Source organism: Noviherbaspirillum sp. UKPF54 (genome assembly GCF_007874125.1).
In the GTDB taxonomy this organism is placed as follows: Bacteria; Pseudomonadota; Gammaproteobacteria; order Burkholderiales; family Burkholderiaceae_D; genus Noviherbaspirillum.
In genome coordinates, this window is sequence record NZ_CP040128.1 from 2,875,490 (window position 1) to 2,893,592 (window position 18,103).

At 58.2% G+C, this 18,103-nt stretch carries 14 protein-coding genes; 3 read left to right on the forward strand and 11 right to left on the reverse strand.

The window, feature by feature from the left end; genetic code table 11:
* The first annotated feature begins 9 nt into the window (after positions 1-9).
* The 3 genes from FAY22_RS13260 to FAY22_RS13270 are packed head-to-tail and all read left to right on the forward strand — an operon-like array spanning position 10 to position 5,792.
* Positions 10-1,212 (forward strand): efflux RND transporter periplasmic adaptor subunit, encoded by a 1,203-nt coding sequence (locus FAY22_RS13260; protein WP_146330644.1) that lies wholly within the window; start codon positions 10-12, stop codon positions 1,210-1,212.
* A gap of 16 nt (positions 1,213-1,228) precedes the next feature.
* Complete coding sequence (locus FAY22_RS13265; RefSeq protein WP_146330645.1) at positions 1,229-4,381, forward strand: efflux RND transporter permease subunit; 3,153 nt, start codon at positions 1,229-1,231, stop codon at positions 4,379-4,381.
* Entirely contained in the window at positions 4,374-5,792 is a 1,419-nt protein-coding gene (locus FAY22_RS13270; RefSeq protein WP_146330646.1) for an efflux transporter outer membrane subunit, read from the forward strand. The genes FAY22_RS13265 and FAY22_RS13270 overlap by 8 nt, the downstream gene beginning before the upstream one ends.
* A gap of 120 nt (positions 5,793-5,912) precedes the next feature.
* On the opposite strand, the gene waaA is transcribed toward FAY22_RS13270, so the two are convergent.
* From waaA to FAY22_RS13325, 11 genes are all read right to left on the reverse strand, one after another.
* Positions 5,913-7,178 (reverse strand): lipid IV(A) 3-deoxy-D-manno-octulosonic acid transferase, encoded by a 1,266-nt coding sequence (gene waaA / locus FAY22_RS13275; protein ID WP_146330647.1) that lies wholly within the window; start codon positions 7,176-7,178, stop codon positions 5,913-5,915.
* Positions 7,178-8,047, reverse strand: coding sequence for a Kdo hydroxylase family protein (locus FAY22_RS13280; protein WP_146330648.1), 870 nt, complete (start codon positions 8,045-8,047; stop codon positions 7,178-7,180). The genes waaA and FAY22_RS13280 overlap by 1 nt, the downstream gene beginning before the upstream one ends.
* Positions 8,048-8,055: 8 nt before the next feature.
* Positions 8,056-9,066 (reverse strand): lipopolysaccharide heptosyltransferase I, encoded by a 1,011-nt coding sequence (gene waaC, locus FAY22_RS13285; RefSeq protein WP_146330649.1) that lies wholly within the window; start codon positions 9,064-9,066, stop codon positions 8,056-8,058.
* A 26-nt stretch (positions 9,067-9,092) separates the two neighbouring features.
* Entirely contained in the window at positions 9,093-10,469 is a 1,377-nt protein-coding gene (locus FAY22_RS13290; RefSeq protein ID WP_146330650.1) for a phosphomannomutase/phosphoglucomutase, read from the reverse strand.
* A gap of 1 nt (position 10,470) precedes the next feature.
* Positions 10,471-11,586: a glycosyltransferase family 4 protein gene (locus tag FAY22_RS13295; RefSeq protein WP_146330651.1), complete on the reverse strand. Its 1,116-nt coding sequence runs from the start codon at positions 11,584-11,586 to the stop codon at positions 10,471-10,473.
* A 27-nt stretch (positions 11,587-11,613) separates the two neighbouring features.
* Positions 11,614-12,468, reverse strand: coding sequence for a glycosyltransferase family 2 protein (locus tag FAY22_RS13300; RefSeq protein ID WP_146330652.1), 855 nt, complete (start codon positions 12,466-12,468; stop codon positions 11,614-11,616).
* A gap of 120 nt (positions 12,469-12,588) precedes the next feature.
* Positions 12,589-13,692 (reverse strand): glycosyltransferase family 1 protein, encoded by a 1,104-nt coding sequence (locus FAY22_RS13305; protein ID WP_146330653.1) that lies wholly within the window; start codon positions 13,690-13,692, stop codon positions 12,589-12,591.
* On the reverse strand, positions 13,683-14,792 hold the full coding sequence (wecB, locus tag FAY22_RS13310; RefSeq protein WP_146330654.1) for a non-hydrolyzing UDP-N-acetylglucosamine 2-epimerase: 1,110 nt from the start codon (positions 14,790-14,792) through the stop codon (positions 13,683-13,685). The genes FAY22_RS13305 and wecB overlap by 10 nt, the downstream gene beginning before the upstream one ends.
* A 45-nt stretch (positions 14,793-14,837) precedes the next feature.
* Positions 14,838-16,427 (reverse strand): DUF2079 domain-containing protein, encoded by a 1,590-nt coding sequence (locus tag FAY22_RS13315; RefSeq protein ID WP_146330655.1) that lies wholly within the window; start codon positions 16,425-16,427, stop codon positions 14,838-14,840.
* Positions 16,424-17,446 carry a glycosyltransferase family 2 protein gene (locus tag FAY22_RS13320; RefSeq protein WP_146330656.1) on the reverse strand — a complete coding sequence of 341 codons (1,023 nt, stop codon included), beginning with the start codon at positions 17,444-17,446 and terminating at the stop codon, positions 16,424-16,426. Before FAY22_RS13320 ends, FAY22_RS13315 begins: the two co-directional genes overlap by 4 nt.
* A gap of 2 nt (positions 17,447-17,448) precedes the next feature.
* The gene (locus FAY22_RS13325) at positions 17,449-17,886 is read right to left on the reverse strand and encodes a GtrA family protein (protein ID WP_146330657.1); all 438 of its coding nucleotides are present in this window, start codon (positions 17,884-17,886) and stop codon (positions 17,449-17,451) included.
* Between the last annotated feature and the right edge of the window lie 217 nt (positions 17,887-18,103).

An 18,103-nucleotide genomic window follows, 5' to 3' on the forward strand; every position in this document is an offset into this window, starting at 1 on the left:
CGAGAAACCATGAGTTCAATTCGTCCTATTTCCCGTATTGCCGCTGCCACAATGATGCTGGCGTCGCTGGCCGCGTGCGGCGACAAGATCCCGAGCGCGCAAGCCCAGGGCGCCGGCATGCCGCCGCCGGAAGTATCGGTGGTGACGGTGCAGCCGGAGCGCATCGTGGTCGCCAATGAATTGCCGGGACGGGTCGAGGCGACGCGCATCGCACAGGTGCGCGCGCGCGTGCCCGGCATCGTGCTCAAGCGCGTGTTCGAGGAAGGCAGCGAAGTCAAGGCCGGCGACGTGCTGTACCGGATCGATCCGGCTCCGTTTCAGGCGACGTACAACAGTACGCAGGCGGCCCTGGCCAAGGCGCAGGCGAACCTGGCGCAGGCAACGCTGAAAATCCAGCGCTACAAGCCGCTGGTCGAAACCAATGCCATCAGCAAGCAGGAGTACGACGACGCCGTGACGGCGGAAAAGCAGGCGACCGCCGACGTCGCCGCCGCCCGGGCGGCGCAGGAAACAGCCCGCCTCAACCTCGGCTATGCGACCGTCAACGCGCCGATTTCCGGACGCATCGGCCGCGCCCAGGTGACGGAAGGCGCGCTCGTCGGCCAGGGCGAAGCGACCCCGCTGGCAACCGTCCAGCAGCTCGACCCGATCTACGTGACGGTCTCGCAGTCCAGCGCCGAACTGCTGCGCCTGAAGCAGGCGCTGGCCAACGGCCAGCTGAAAAGCGTCGGCAAGGACCGCGCGACGGTCAGGCTGGTCACCGACGACGGCCGCGTCTATCCGCACCCCGGCAAGCTGCTGTTTTCCGACGTGACGGTGGATGAAACGACCGGCGCGGTATCGCTGCGCGCGGTCTTCCCCAACCCCGACCGCTTCCTGCTGCCCGGGATGTACGCTCGCGCACGCATCGAGCAGGCGGTCGACGAACAGGCGCTGACCGTGCCGCAGCAGGCGGTCACGCGTTCGCCAGACGGTTCGGCGGTGATGGTGGTCGGCCAGGATGGCAAGGTCGTCGCGCAACCCGTCAAGACCGGCGGTGTGCAAGACAATAAATGGATCATCACCGACGGCCTGAAGGCTGGCGACCGCGTGATCGTGGAAGGCCTGCAGAAAGCCAAGCCGGGCTCGACCGTCAAGCCGACGCCGTGGAAAGGGCCGGCCGCGGCCGGCCAGGCCGGGAGCGCGCCCGCCCCGGCACCGCAGAAATCCTGATTAAGGAAAGCACCAGATGGCCAAATTCTTTATCGACCGCCCGGTTTTCGCCTGGGTGATCGCACTTTTCATCCTGCTGGCCGGCGCGCTGTCGATCACGAAGCTGCCGGTGGCGCAATATCCGACCATCGCCCCGCCATCGGTGGTCGTCACCGCCGTCTATCCGGGCGCATCGGCCCAGACGCTCGACGAAAGCGTGATCAGCCTGATCGAACAGGAGATGAACGGCGCCGACGGCCTGTTGTACATGGAATCGCAAAGCGAGGCGAACGGCCAGGCGACTCTCACCATCACCTTCCAGGCCGGCACCAATCCCGACCTGGCGGCAGTCGACGTGCAGAATCGCCTGAAGCGCGCCGAGGCGCGCCTGCCGCAGGCGGTCACTCAGCAAGGCGTGCAGGTCACCAAGGCGCGCAGCAACGTGCTGCTGTTTACCACGCTGTCGTCGACCGACGGCCGGCTCGATCCGGTCGCGCTGGGCGACTACCTGTCGCGCAACGTGCTCAATGAAATCCGCCGCGTGCCTGGCGTCGGCCAGGCGCAGCTGTTCGGCACCGAGCGCGCCATGCGCATCTGGATCGACCCGGCCAAGCTGGTCGGTCTGAAGCTGACGCCCGGCGACGTCGCCGCCGCCATCCGCGCCCAGAACGCGCAGGTGGCTTCCGGCACGCTGGGCGACCTGCCGACCACGAGTGCGCAGCAAATCGCCGCGCAGATCGTGGTAACCGGCCAGCTGGCCACGCCCGAGGAATTCGGCAACATCGTGCTGCGCGCCAATCCCAACGGCTCGACCGTGCGCCTGCGCGACGTCGCCCGCGTCGAAATCGGCGGCCAATCCTATGCCACCTCGGCGCGCCTGAACGGCAAGCCGACTGCCGCCATCGGCGTCATGCTGTCGCCAACGGCCAACGCGCTGCAGACCGCCAAGGCGGTGCGCGCCAAGATGGACGAACTGTCGCGCTACTTCCCGGCCGGCGTGAAATACGACATCCCCTACGATACCTCCCTGTTCGTGCAGATCTCGATCGAGGAAGTCGTCAAGACCCTGCTCGAAGCCGTGGTGCTGGTGTTCCTGGTGATGTACCTGTTCCTGCAGAACATCCGCTACACGCTGATCCCGACCATCGTGGTGCCGGTGGCGCTGATGGGCACCTTCGGGACGATGGCCGCGTTCGGCTTCTCGATCAACGTGCTGACCATGTTCGGCATGGTGCTGGCAATCGGCATCCTGGTCGACGATGCGATCGTGGTGGTGGAAAACGTCGAGCGCATCATGAGCGAGGAAGGCCTGTCGCCGCGGGACGCCACGCGCAAGGCGATGGGGCAGATCACCGGCGCCATCATCGGCATCACGCTGGTGCTGGTGGCGGTGTTCATCCCGATGGCTTTCTTCGGCGGCGCGGTCGGCGCGATCTACCGCCAGTTCTCGCTGTCAATGGTGTCTTCCATGCTGTTCTCGGCGCTGATGGCGCTGTCGCTCACGCCGGCGCTGTGCGCGACGCTGCTCAAGCCCGTCGAGGCCGGCCACCATCACGAGAAGACCGGCTTCTTCGGCTGGTTCAACCGCAGCTTTCACCGCACCGCGACCGGCTACCAGGGCTTTATCGGAAAGATCCTCGGCAAGACCGGACGCTACATGGTGATCTACGGCGCCATCATCGCGTGCGTCACGCTGCTGTACGTGCGCCTGCCCTCCTCCTTCCTGCCGATCGAGGACCAGGGCTACCTGATCACCAACGTGCAGCTGCCGCCGGGGGCGAGCGTGAACCGCACCCAGGCCGTCATCGAGCAAGTCGAGCAGTACTACCTTAAGCAGCCGAGCATCGCGCGCACGGTCGCGGTTTCCGGCTTTTCCTTCTCGGGCAGCGGCCAGAATGCCGGCCTGGTGTTTACGCCTCTGAAGGACTGGAGCGAGCGCGGCAAGGGAGAATCGGCCACCGAGATCGCAGGCCGCGCGTTCGGCGCGCTGTCCACGATCCGAGACGCGATCATCTTCCCGGTCAATCCACCGCCGATCCGCGAGCTCGGCAACGCCACCGGCTTCACCTTGCGCCTGCAGGACCGCGGCGGCAACGGCCATGACGCGCTGCTCGCCGCGCGCAACCAGCTGCTCGGCATGGCTGCCAAGAGCCAGGTCGTCAAGGGCGTGCGCCCGGAGGGCCTGGAAGACACGCCGCAGCTGCAGCTCGACATCGACCGCGACAAGGCAAACGCGCTCGGCGTGTCGTTCGCCGACATCAACAGCGCTTTGTCGAACGCGATCGGCTCGGCCTACCTGAACGACTTCCCGAACCAGGGACGCCAGCAGCGCGTGATCCTGCAGGCGGACGCGCCGCAACGCCTGCAGCCGGACGACCTGCTGAAGCTGTACGTGCGCAACGTCCAGGGCAACATGGTGCCGTTCTCCTCGTTCGCCAGCTCGCACTGGAACATGGGGCCGGTGCAGCTGGTGCGCTACAACGGCTATCCCGCGATGAAGATTTCGGGCGACGCCGCGCCGGGCCACAGCACCGGCGAAGCGATGGCCGAGATGGAAAAACTGGTGGCGCAGCTGCCGGCCGGCTTCGGCTACGAATGGACCGGCGGCTCGCTGGAGGAAAAGACTTCCGGTTCGCAGGCGCCGGCGCTGTTCGCGCTGTCGCTGGTCGCGGTATTCCTGGTGCTGGCGGCGCTGTATGAAAGCGCATCGATCCCGCTGGCGGTGCTGCTGGTGGTGCCGCTGGGCGTGCTCGGCGCGCTGCTTGGCGCCACCTTGCGCGGCATGCCGGACGACGTGTACTTCAAGGTCGGCCTGATCGCGATCATCGGCCTGTCGGCCAAGAACGCGATCCTGATCATCGAGTTCGCCAAGGATCTGCAGGCCCAGGGCAGAAGCCTGATCGACGCCACGCTGGAAGCGGTGCACCTGCGCTTCCGCCCGATCATCATGACATCGCTGGCCTTCATCCTCGGCGTGCTGCCGCTGGTGATCGCCTCCGGCGCCGGCTCGGCCAGCCAGCGCGCCATCGGCACCGGCGTCATGGGCGGCATGATCACCGCCACCGTGCTGGCGGTGTTCCTGGTGCCGGTGTTCTTCGTGGTGGTGCGCCGGATCTTCAAGGGCAGCGAACGCCAGCGGCGCATGTATGCGGCACATATGGAAATGATCGAGAAAGCCAAGGATGATTAAACAACTGACATTGGCGCTGCTTGCGGCCGGCGTGCTGAGCGCCTGCTCGCTGGCGCCGCAATACAAGCGCCCGGAAGCGCCGGTGGCCTCCGCCTACCCGACCCAGGCCGGGGAACGCAACGGCGACGCGAGCGCCATCGGCTGGCGCGAATTCTTCCCGGACCAGCGCCTGCAGGCACTCATCGCCTCCGCCCTGGAGAACAACCGCGACCTGCGCATCGCCGCGCTGCGCATCGAGGAAGCGCGCGCCCTGTACAACATCCAGTCGGCCGACCTGTGGCCGAACCTGAACGCCACCGCCGGGGGCACGCGAGCACGCACGCCGGCCGGCCTGTCGCCGACGGGCGCCGCGACCGTGAGCAGCAGTTACCAGGTCGGTCTCAGCCTCGCCTCTTTCGAGCTGGATTTCTTCGGCCGCGTGCGCAGTCTCGACAACGCCGCGCTGGCGCAATACCTGGCAACCGAAGAAGCCGCGCGTTCGGCGCGCATTTCGCTGGTGGCGGAAGTCGCCAAGGCCTACCTGGCCGAGCGCTCCCTGGCGGAACAGGTCGACCTGGCGCGCAAGACCATGGAAAGCCGGGGCACCGCCTACAAGCTTGCCAAGCAGCGCTTCGACGTCGGCGCCTCTTCCGCGCTCGACCTGCGCCAGAACGAGGTCCTGGTGCAATCGGCACGAGCGGCTCTCGCCACCCTCACGCGCCAGCGCGCGCAAGCGACAAATGCGCTGACGCTGCTGGTCGGCAAGCCGCTGGCCGGCCTGCCGCCGGAAACGACCCTGGCGGAACAGAACATCGTCACCGATATCCCGGCCGGCCTGCCGTCCGACCTGCTGGCGCGACGCCCCGACATCCGCGCCGCCGAGCAGCGCCTGAAGGCGGCCAACGCCAACATCGGCGCGGCGCGCGCGGCTTTCTTCCCGCGTATCTCGCTCACGGCCGGCATCGGCACCGCAAGCAGGGAATTATCGGGCCTGTTCGATTCCGGCTCGCAGACCTGGTCGTTCGCGCCGCAGCTGGTGCTGCCGCTGTTCGACGCCGGCCGCACCAGGGCCAACCTGTCGCTGGCGGAAGTGCGCAACAACGAGGCGGTAGCCGACTATGAAAAGTCGATCCAGGTCGCGTTCCGCGAAGTCGCCGATGCTCTGGCGGCGCGCGCAACGCTGGACGAACTGATCGACGCTCAGCGACTGGTCGCCGAAGCGCAATCCGAACGGCTGAAACTGGCCGACCAGCGCTACCAGAACGGCGTTGCCAGCTCGCTCGACGTGCTGGATGCGCAGCGCGAACTATTCTCTGCGCAGCAGACACTGATCCAGGCGCGCCAGTTGAAGCTCACGAATGCGATCGATCTGTATCGGGCGCTGGGCGGCGGACTGCAGGAGAGTTCGACGCCGGCGTCGACAGCAAAATAATGCTGTTCAGGGAATACCCCTCTCCCGCTGGCGGGAGAGGGGCTGGGGTAATGGCAATTGCCAAGGAAGACGACTCGGCAGGCGCCTCCTCTGAGCGAAAGCTTTTTTCTTCGAACTCGTTCAACGGATCAACGGCCCAAGCAGCGCCATCGTCCGCGCAGTCGCGCCGCGGTGCTGCCGTGCGAAGGCCAGCGCTTGCTGCCCCATGCGCATACGCTCGGAATCATCTCGCAGCAGCTTGCAGGCGCCATCGATCATTGCCTGCGCATCATTCACCCGCCGCGCCGCACCAGCCTCGATCGCATCGTCGCTGACCGTGCTGAAATTGAAGGTGTGCGGCCCGATCAGTACCGGCTTGCCGACCGCGCATGCCTCGATCAGGTTCTGTCCTCCCAGCGGCAACAGGCTGCCGCCGATGAATGCCACGTCGCATGCCTCGTAATAGGCGAACATTTCCCCCATCGAATCACCCAGCAGGATCTGCACAGCCGGTGCAACGACTTTGTCGCCGAGCGCCGAGCGCCGCTGCAAGGTATAACCACGCGATTCAATCATGCTGGCGACCTCGTCGAAACGCTGCGGATGGCGCGGCACGATGACGACCATCGAATTGCCCAGATCGATGCCGCCCAGCGCATCGAGTATCAACGTCTCTTCGCCTTCGCGCGTACTGGCGCACAACAGCACCTTGCGCGGGCCAATCCGGGCACGCAGCATTGCGCCCTGCGCGATCATCTGCGACGGCGGCGTCACGTCGAACTTGATGCTGCCGGTAACCTGCACATCGGGCGCGCCGAGCTGCCGTATGCGCACGGCATCAGCTTCGGTCTGCGCCGCCACGCAGGTCAGACGGCGCGCCGCTTCCATCATCAATGCGGAAAGCCGCCTCGCCTTGGCCAGGGAGCGTTGCGACAGGCGCGCGTTCGCCAGCACGACCGGAACACCGTGCCGTGCGCACTGCGCCATCACGTTCGGCCAGACTTCCGTCTCCATCAGTACGCACAGCCGCGGAGCAAAGTGGCGCAGAAACCGCCCCACCATCCAGCCGGTGTCGTAGGGCAGAAAGCTCTGGACAACACGCGCGCCGTATTTGCCGAAGAGCGCGCGCCCCGTTTCCCGCCCGGTTGCCGTCATATGCGTGAGCAGGATGCCGTGGGCCGGGTAGGCACGCAGCAAAGCGTCGATCAGGGGCTCGGCTGCGCGCGTCTCGCCAACGGATACCGCATGGACCCAGATCAACGGCATGTTCGTGGCCCGCACACCGTAGAATCCGAAGCGCTCCGCCATGTGCTGCCGATAGCCGGGCTCCTTGCGCCCGCGCCACCACAGACGGCCGAGCACCAGCGGCAGCGCCAGCCACCAGGCAACGGAATAGAGAAAACGCATCAGATCAGCTTGCGCCCGGTCAGCCGCGTCAGGATCGCCAGCGGGCTGGCATCGGGATCGTATTGCCGGGCGACCGGCAGATGGAAGGTTTGCTCCATCATGTACTGCCCGGACATGACGGCATGCGAAGCCTGATCGGAAAAACACACCCACACCGAGCCGGGCGGGAACGGCACTTCGACCTGAGGTGCTTCCTTTTGATACTGCAGGTCGGATTTCATGCCGTCATGCAGTTGCAGCATCAGGTGGTCGTACTCGCTGCGCAGCGACTTGGTTACATGTAATGCGTGAAGCGCCTTTGCCTGCCAGCGCGAATAGGGTTTGCTGCGAGGAAGAAAACGTTTGGCGACGGTTTCAAACGGCTCGCCGACGCGCCATACGCGCGGGATCCCGTTCGGATTAACGTTGATAAAGACGCGCAAAATGCGCTCGCCGTAATTCGGGCGCGACGGAAAGGCATCGACGTGCAAACGGCGGTCGTCAGCCCGCCAGGACTGCGCGCGGGTTTCCACCTGCGACGGCCGATAGCTGGTCGGCGCGAGGCGCAGCGCGCTCGTATAACGCGGCAGCAGCGAATGAATCAGGGTTTGCGCCTGCGTACGAAAACGGCCAATCATCGCGGCCAGTTCCTTCTGCGTCGCGGCATCGCCGGTTGCCCCTTTCAATGCGCCATTGGCATCGAGGCTGATATTGCGCGTCTTGGGATCGCGGATTTCCGGCGTCAGGAAACGTTTTTCCTGCTCCGTCAGGCGAAAGCCGAGGCGCGGAAAATACAAGACTTTGCCGGCTTCCAGCGCGTGAATCCAGGCATCCTGAGGTGCGCCGATTTGCCAGTCAGCGCCGTCGATTTCGAGAATTTGCTGTTCCATGACCGCTATTATGCCGTGTCGGCCGGTGCGGGTGCATGCTTGGGGCCGAGCAGGCGCGTAATGGCCTCTTCGACCTGCTCGACAGTCGGCGGATTGCCGAGATCGCCGAGATTGATAATGTTGGGAGACCAGTTCCCCTCGGTTTTCCAGCGCGGTGAATCGCAATACAACTCGATGGTGGGCCGATTGAACGCGGCGGCAATGTGCGTAAGACCGGTATCGACGCCAACAGCGAGCGTGGCACGTTGCGCGAGGATAACGGCATCCATCATCGGTAGCTTGGGCAACACTTGCGCATTTTCCATCTGGGATGCCAGCTGCACCGCCGCCTGCCTTTCCTGATCATTCCCCCACGGCAGCAATATCTGCAAGCCACGCGCGTGCAAACCGCGCGCAATTTGCACCCAGCGGGCATCATCCCAGCGCTTCGCATCGCGTGCCGTACCATGAAAGAAAACGGCGTAAGGCCGGTCCGGCAGCCATGTCGCGTGCGACGCATCCGGCGCATCCAGATTGAAGTCCGCCGGGGTATCGACCTTGTAGCCAAGCGCGGCCGCAGCCACCAGGCGAGCCCGTTGCACGGCATGCGTGCGCGGATCGAGCGGAATGCTCTCTGTATGAAATATGCGCGATATCGCTTCGTAGCCAGAGCCTTCCGTCGCATTGGCCAGCCCGACGCGTCGCCCTCCCGGCACAAGCTGCGTCATGCGCATCACCGCGCCGGTCTTGAACAAGCCCTGGGTATCGAACACGACGTCGTAGGACTCGCCGCGCAATGCCTGGTAAAACGCACGCATTTCAGCGCGTGTCTTTTCAGAAAACAGGCTCTTGCGCCAGCGGCGCAATGCGAATGGAATGATGTTGCGCACGCCGCGATTCAACCTGACCAGGCTGGTGTAAGCTTCCTCCACTACCCAGTCGATCCGCGCATCCTGATAATGGCGCAGGATATCGGCCAGCATCGGCATGTTGTGTACGACGTCGCCCAGCGACGATACCCGTACGATCAGAATTTTCACTGCAAATCAGCTTTCATCAACCGCTTTTAGAATGGCAGCACAGCATCCGGTTTCGCCGCCCGCAGCACCGTGCGGAATTCATTCTGGATGCGCTGAAGCGCCTCGTCCGATTCGCCCTCGAAGCGCATCACCACCACCGGGGTCGTGTTCGACGAGCGCGCCAGCCCGAAGCCGTCCGCATACTCCACCCGCAAGCCGTCGATCGTGACCACCCGCTGCGCCCCCGGAAACTGCGCTTCCTTCTGCAGCTTGGCAATCAGCGCAAAGTTCTCGCCCTCTTCCAGCTTCAATTGCAGCTCCGGCGTGCTCACCGCTTGCGGCAAGGCATTCAATACCGCCGACGGATCGGCCACCCGCGACAGCAATTCCAACAGCCGCGCCCCGGCATACAAGCCATCGTCAAAGCCGTACCAGCGGTCCTTGAAAAACAGGTGCCCGCTCATCTCGCCGCCCAAGGGCGCGCCGGTTTCCCGCATCTTCGCCTTCACCAGCGAATGCCCGGTCTTCCACATCAGCGGCACTCCGCCATGCCGTTGCACCCAGGGCGCGATGTGGCGCGTGCACTTGACGTCGTACAGGATCTCGCGCCCGGGATGGCGCGTGAGCACATCCTGCGCAAACAGCATCAATTGCCGGTCCGGATAAATGATTTGCCCATCCTTGGTCACCACGCCCAGCCGGTCGCCGTCGCCATCGAAGGCCAGCCCGATCTCGGCATCCGTTTCTGTCAGGCAGCGGATCAAGTCTTGCAGGTTTTCCGGGTGGGCCGGGTCGGGATGGTGATTGGGGAAATGGCCGTCGACGTCGCAAAACAATTCGCGCACCTCGCAGCCCAATGCCCGGTACAGGTCGCCGGCAAAGGCGCCGGCCACGCCGTTGCCGCAGTCGATGGCGATTTTCATCGGCCGCGCCATCTTGACGTCGCTGACGATGCGTTCCATGTAGGCCTGGCGGATGTCGTGGGAGCGATAGCTGCCGTTGCCTTGGGCGAAGTCGCCCTTCACGATGGCCTGGTACAAGCCCTGGATCGTGTCGCCGTAGATCGCTTCGCCGGCCAGCACCATCTTGAAGCCGTTGTAGTCGGGCGGGTTGTGGCTGCCGGTGACCATGATGCCGGACTGGGCGTCGAGCACGTGGGTGGCGAAGTACAGCATCGGGGTGGCGACCACGCCGAGGTCGATGACGTCGATGCCGGAGCGCTGCAAGCCGGAAGCGAGGGCCTTGGCCAGTTCGGGGCCGGACAGGCGGCCGTCGCGGCCGATGACCACGGTTTGCTCGCCCTTGATGCGGGCGGCGGTGCCGAAGGCTTGGCCGATCTGGCGCGCAATGCCGATGTCCAGGGTTTTGCCAATGATGCCGCGGATGTCGTAGGCTTTGAAGATGGTGGGGGAAAGAGTAAGCATGTCAGGGTTCCAGTGCTTTTTGCGTCTTTTTTTGCCCAAAAATCAGCCAGCGAGGGGCATTAAAGCGGACGATGCGCGTATACAGCCACACATACGTCACGACAAACAACAGGCAAAACAGCATCAGCAGCCAAGTGCGCTTCCACAACAGGGTTGCTGGGCCGACGGCCAGCAATGATAACAGCCACAAATACGGCGAGGTCAATGCATTACGTCGGGTCAATGCTCGCGCATCTCGTTCACCTACCGCCCATGACACCACGCGCCGAAAAATCAGGCTATGCAAATGAATACCGTCAGGCATTCCCGGTGATTGCCTGCGCAAGACAAAGCGACGGTAAACGGAAAATACCGTTTCAAACGCCGGATAGATGAGCAACAAGGCCGCGTACCACGGTGACACTTTGGGATTGCGAGCGACCAGCAACACTGTCAGCTCCGCCAATGTAAAACCCAGAAAGTAGGCGCCGCCATCCCCGAGAAAAATCAACCCGCCAGGATAATTCCATACTAGGAAGCCGGCTGTGGCACCGGCGACGACAAGCGCCATGGTGAGCACAAACGTGTCCCCCACCTGCAGGGAAACGTAAGCCAGCGACAGCAACATGAAGATGCTGACGACACTTGCCAGCCCGTTGAATCCATCAATGAGATTAACTGCATTGGCGATGCCGGCCACCAGCAAGACTGTCAGCGGCAGGGAAATCCATATGTACTGTAGCAACCGATCGACGACAGGGAAGTCAACATGGGTGACACGTGCGCTGAGAAAGAAATACCCCATTAATGCCGCAAGTAGCGTCAACGCCAAGCGACGCCGCACGCTCACGCGCTGCGTGAAATCCTCGACGATCCCTCCGAGAAATGCCACGAATGCACAAATCAGCAGCAGCACCCCGAGTTGTGCGTTCGCTGGCAGGCGCCACATAACGATTGCCCCAGCCAACAACACCGAGCAAAAGATTGCCAGCCCGCCAATCCTTGGGACGGCATGTGTATGCACCTTCTGCACACCGAACAAATCCTTGTCCAGCGCAGCTTGATATTTTTGGGCCAGCTTGATGATAAGAAGAGTAAAAATTGCCCCGAACAGGAAACTGGCAAGGAAAGAAAACATTTTTGTTATTCCGCTAATGCCCGGGCGTCATTGTAATTCAATCGACGTCTTTATCGATTCAATTTCCTGCAGCGCGCGGCGATTTATCGCTTTCCTTTCAGCATCGAAAAACCATCCCCATTTGTTGAAATAGAGAATGGCCGATCTCACATGATTGAATAGCAGTTTCCAGTTTTTGTAGGAGCCCTTCACGTATTCATGCGTGATCGAAACATGGGGGAAGAAAACAGTTCGGGCGACTTTGCCAATACGCCGGGACAGGTCCACATCCTCTAGATACATGAAAAAACGCTCATCAAAACATCCCACCTCGCGGAACACCGAAGTACGAATCAGCATAAAGCAGCCGGACAGCGAAGGGACGTCCATGACTTTGTCATATCCACTCTGATGCAGCTCATATCGCGCAAGGAATCCACAGAGTTCATAAAGCCGTGGAAAAAAACGGCGCATCGATAAATCAACTGGTGTAGGCAGAAGTTTGCATAAATATTGCGTGCGCCCGTCGGGATAGCGAATACTTGGCATTACCAAACCAACGTCCTTGTGATTTTCCATGAAATTCACAAGGGTCGTAATGACGTCGGATGAAAAGTTCGTATCAGGGTTTAGGATGAGGTGATACGACGTTTGCATTGCCAAGGCGTTGTTAATTGCCAGGTTATGAGCTTTGCCGAATCCAGGATTACTGGGCAGATGGACATAGGCGACTCCGAACTTCTGCACGGCTTCAGCGAGTTTATTGCGCGGGGAGTTGTCGATTACGGCCACTGAAAGCCTCACTGACGTTGAGTCAGCGGACGCAACGAGGCTACTCAATAGGCCAGTAATTTGCTGCGGTGAATTCTGATAACAAACAACGGCGCAACTAATCTGCATCATATGGAATGCTACTTAATTTAGTCCGAAATCGACATAAATTCTGCGATTAAACCCGACTACTGAGTAAATAATGCTGAGCCCAAATAACTAACGAGGCCCGCACAGCCTTTCCTTTACGTGTCACGAGAAAATTCCCGCCTGATCAAACCGCTTTTCCCAGGAATTGCTATGTCGGAAGGATGCAATTTCTGCTTCAGTGGTTCGGCTTGCCAGCGCCTGATCAATTGCCGCTTTCAAATCCGAGTCATGGTCGACCAACCAGACGCCATCCTTCTTCCCCCTAAGCTTCATTTCCCCGAAGTTCGAGCTCAGAATCGGCACGCCCAGAGCACGATATTCGTAATATTTGATCGGATCAACCGACGAGGTAAGCGACGTCTTTTTGAAGGGAATTAATCCGACATCAAATTGCATCATCGCTATCAAGGCATTGTTGTGAGGTAGTGGCGGTTCCAGAACCACATTACGCGGTAGTGCGGAAGGCACCTGTCCGTACAGCGGGCCTATTAAACGGAATTTGGCATCCGGGCGTGCGCCGGCAAGGGCAAGCAGGAGCCCCCAATCGAACCATTGCGCAATTGTGCCAACATATCCGATTGTGGGTGGGCTGGCAAAATCTCTGTCCCTAGCTATCGGTGTGGCCGGCAGCCTATCCGACGCACAGGCATTGAGCACCAGGCGCACATCTTCGGACAAATGAGCCAACCTCTGTCGCAATGCGGACGATGAAGCCAACACGGTAGTCACCCCGCGCAATACCATAAGCTCCCGGCGCGACATTGCCCGGCGCGACCATCCTGTGTAGAAAGACGGGAAATCGTCCATCGCATCGTAGAATGAACACGCGAATTTCTTATGTGCGAGAAGGGTCAAGGCCAATTCACTGGGCTTTCCGATCCCGAGCATTGTGGAACCGTCAGCGAAGCGCTCCGCTTCCATTAGCACCGGGCGCCATAACATCTTATTGAGATTGCCTGAAAATGGAAGCGGCTCGACCGGGAGAGCCGTAGGCTTTACCACGTTTATCCAGCGGGGCGTCATATCACCTGCCGAAGCTGAAGTCGGACGCTTGTTAAACAAGTCGGACAAAGCCGGCAAGCGCGTCGGATAAGGATCGATCCACAAAACTTCCCCACCGGTGCGCGCGTGAAAATACCTGATCAATTCATGGGGACGCTGCGAAAAGCTGTTCCAAGGGACCGGGGACAGGTATATCAATCGCATACAGCGAAGTGCTCACGCAGAATGCCGGCAATTCGAGCAGCGGCGTGTCCGTCGCCGTATGGCGAAACGCCTCGCGCCATTTGCCTGTATGCCGCTTCATTATCCAGCAACGTCTGGGCCTGCCTGACGATCTCGGAAAAATCCGGCCCGACCAGACGTACCACTCCCTCTTGGACGGCCTCTGGTCGTTCAGTCTCGTGCCGAAGGACAAGTACGGGTTTACCTAAGGCCGGAGCCTCTTCTTGCACCCCACCGGAATCGCTCAGAATCAAATATGAGCGCTTCATCATTTCTACGAACGGCAGATAATCCAGCGGGTCACAAAGTTTGATTCGAGGGTGATTTCCAAGGATATTGTACGCAACATCCTTCACGTTTGGATTGGGATGCACAGGATAGACTACCTGAGTGTCAGGATTCCGCTCCACGAGCGCAAGAATGGCGCGACAAATGTTTTCGAAAGGTGCACCAAAGTTTTCCCGCCGATGTGCAGTAACGAGAATAGTACGTAACCCGGGAGCGAGATCGAACGGCAACTCGGTAGTTCGCTCTGCGACGCTGAGCAATGCATCGATTACGGTATTGCCAGTAACAAAAATATCTCGGTTGTCAATCCCTTCTTTCAAAAGATTTTGGCGCGAGCTTTCTGTTGGAGCAAAGTGCCACTTCGCCAGACGTCCGGCAACAACGCGGTTCATCTCTTCGGGAAAAGGGTTGGCCATATCACCGGTACGCAACCCTGCCTCGATATGGCCAAAAGGTATCTTGTGATAGAAACAGGCCAATGCAACCGTCATCACAGTCGTGGTGTCCCCTTGGGCCAAAACGGCATCAGGTTTTTCTGCCAGCAATACATCATCGAGATCAAGCAGCAGCCGGGCAGTCAACGTGATCAGTGCCTGATTCGGACGCATGATGTCCAAGTCAATATCAGGTTCGATCTCAAAGACACGAAGAACCTGGTCGAGTAAGTGCCGATGCTGGGCCGTCGCGAGCACCCTGCAATCAATATCAGCGCTCTTCTTTAATGCAAGGATTACGGGTGCCATTTTGATGGCTTCTGGGCGAGTTCCAACAACGCATATGACTTTACGCTTCATTACTTTCTTCTTCCGTTTTGAGCTTTTATGGCCGAGTCGGTCGTACTACACGCGCTTAAAGATTAGCAATCCAACAGCTGGTACTGCTCTATACAACAAGAAGCCTTTTTCTATCATTTTCTGCAGCAAACATCTGTTCAACGTCTCTAACTGGTTCGTACCAAGATATGTGATAGCTCCAGCTACCGTGCTTACCCTGCCATTGTTAACTGCGCCCGAAATCACAACATAATTGGATGTATATATATCGATCGGATACAGTGAAAGGGACCTTGATCGGTACAGTACTGGCATTGCCCCCTCAATAGCACTAACCTTTACTTTTGGTGGAATATCCACATCAAGAGTTTTTACCGCATCTAATGCAACTCTCTCGTAGGACTTATCCGGCCTAAAGTAGAAACGATACATTTTTGCGAAAACGTTATCTTTTGTTGATGCAAATGAAGGGTCCTCAAATCCTCCAGTAAAAGGATTAATTCGTGCACTTGCTGTAGATACAAACGCAACAATTCCTACTAACAATAGAAATCTCGAAGCGCGACCATGAAAACGATTCAAGATCTGGATATAACCTATCATCGCCACAAAGATAATGAAGGGCATGTACATCGCATGGTAATGAGTAGTCCACCCATTCAGCTCCGCGCCTCCAATGGAAATCAATATGTTTGGCGCAATTGCACCTAGCGCAAGAGCAATATACCGAGCACCAGCAAATGGAATGAACAATCCAAGAAAGAGCACGTTAACCGCAATGAAAGCTGACCATCCCGGCGCATGGAACCGTCCTGATGGGTCGCTAAATGTGGTAAGCGCTTTCGATAAAAGTCCACCGCCCTCTTCCAGTCCAGCGAAAAAGAATTTGAAGTATATGAAAAGGTAAGCTCCAAGTAATACCAGAAGCGATAGCAAAATATTTCTGACGACAGCATTCTTCCTCGCTTGAGGAAAGAAAAACAGAAAAAAGGCAACTGTTCCGATCATCATAAGCGTAGCGCGTTCCGTAAACGCGGCGGCGGCTACCACTGACGCAACCATGCCTAATAAGAGATATGGATTTGTTTGGCCCTTGGCTGTTTGCACTACACGATGCATGAAGCAAAGTGACAATAGTGCAAACGGCATATAAAGCCTATCAAGGTAATAATCACCCACACTGGAATTCGACCAAGCCGGATAGAGAGCAATGCATACCGTGAAAATAAAACTTGGCCCGATACCGATCCCTCGAGATCTTAAAAAGAAGAAAGGAACAACTAGTAACAGAATATGCGCCAGCGCGTTTAAGAAGGCAAAAGAAGACTCTGGGCCTACCGCCTTAGCCAGAAGCGCGATAGGATAAAGCGCAAAATAGGCATGGTTGTTAATAACATTGTACGGAGATAGAGTCTTTCTTTCCCAATCTGATTGACACAGCTTCTCAATTGGAGCCTCAAATGTTTCTCTTAGATCTACATATGTGCTTACCGTTTGAGATACAGGTCGTCCACTGTCTAAAATGTTTAAGGTGCTTTCAAACAGAAAGACCGAGTCGAGATGCTTTAATGCTGTTGTACGATAGAAAAAATTGGCAACGCTGATGACCAGAATTGCGCTCGCTGCTACGAGAATCCATTTTTCAATAGTTCTCATTGCAAGTTAGACCCAATAGCCAAAGAAGAAAGTGGCGATCCGCATGGGTCAGTAGCCAGAAGTTGGCGTTCGATGATATATAAAGGCCGCCTTTTTACCTCATCGTAGATACGCCATTGATACTCTCCGATTACCCCGAGCATCATCATGATCAAACCACCGACAAACAGAAGAACTACCATAATTGGCGCCCAGCCAGAAAACGGTGTTTGGTGTTGGAACCATGCAGCCACAATGACCAAGGCATATAGCAGGCCACCGGAAGCCGTTAGGAGCCCAAGCGCTGACATCATCCGAATAGGCAAATACGATGAGTCCAGAATTAAATCTGTAAAATATTTGAACTTCTTTGCAAATGTCCAGCCCGACTTTCCATGGCGCCTACGTTCTCTTGTATAAGGAATGAATGTCGTTGGCAATCCTAGCCAAAGAACGTCTCCCTGAAAAAAGCGATGTCTGCCATGGAATGACCGAAGCACGTCGGTAGCACGGCGACTTAAGAGCAAATAATCAAACCCCCCTACGGGAATTCGCGGATTTGCGCGACGTGCAAATCCGTACGCAATTCGAGAAAACACAGTTGCGGCTGCATCATCGTCTCTGCTTGCTCGGTGTGCAATTACAATTTCTTGCCCTTGCTCCCATTGAGCCACCATCTCAGCCATAAGACTGACAGGATCTTGTAGATCCGCTGAAATCGTAATAACTGCATCGCCCCGCGCTGACTCGTAGCCGGCCAGGATCGCATTAACCTGTCCAAAGTTTCGCGAAAGTTTAACGAGACTCACATACTGCGGATGCTCGGCACGAACGCGTTGAAGAGCATCCCAAGATCCATCATTGGAACCATCATCCACAAATACTACTTCGACATCTAAATGAGGAAAACTCTGCGCGTGAACTTTAAGAATTCGCAGACAGGTCTCCTCGACCGTCTCACTATTCCTAAATACTGGCACAACAACTGAAACCCGCCTTTTCCTATTAACACCTTCGTCGCCGAAAACGAACTCACTCATGTTTACCTGAAAGAAAAATATCTGTGCCCTAAATAGGTGAGAGCGGTAATAATTACTACCGAGGCCGCTTGTGCGGGCATCACCTCCACACCTGATTCAACAAACAAACTCAAAACTAAAGCATTGCCCATCATTCCACCTAGATTAACCAGAAAAAAGCGCCAATATTCTTGGCGCCATGGAGCGGTTGAGCGAAAAACGATATATCGTTGACCAAGATATGCATGGGTAATCGAAAACAAATAGGTTATACCCAAAGTCACTAAATAATGGGCTACAGAGCCCAATACCCGGTTAACAAGATAGAAAATTAAATAACCGACAAGAGTATTGTAAAGACCAATTATCAAATATCGCAGTACGTGCCGCATTCTACTAGAACTCATTTCATAAATACCGGCCTGCGTGAATTTCAGGCAAAGCCGTTTCTGAAATAACAAGCGGGCAGTTTCTTACAGATGGACAATAGAAAACACTATCCTCCTCGATTCTGCAGCCCCAAAGGGAGGCAGATGTGCGTAACAGGCCGGTCGAGCATGACGATCGGGCCGTTATAGATGGCGTTGTATGGGAGTTGCGTATCGGAGCTGATCGGTTTCCGTGATATGCCACCTGCTTACGCGGTTTCAACCAGTGGATCGAGAATGACGCGCTACG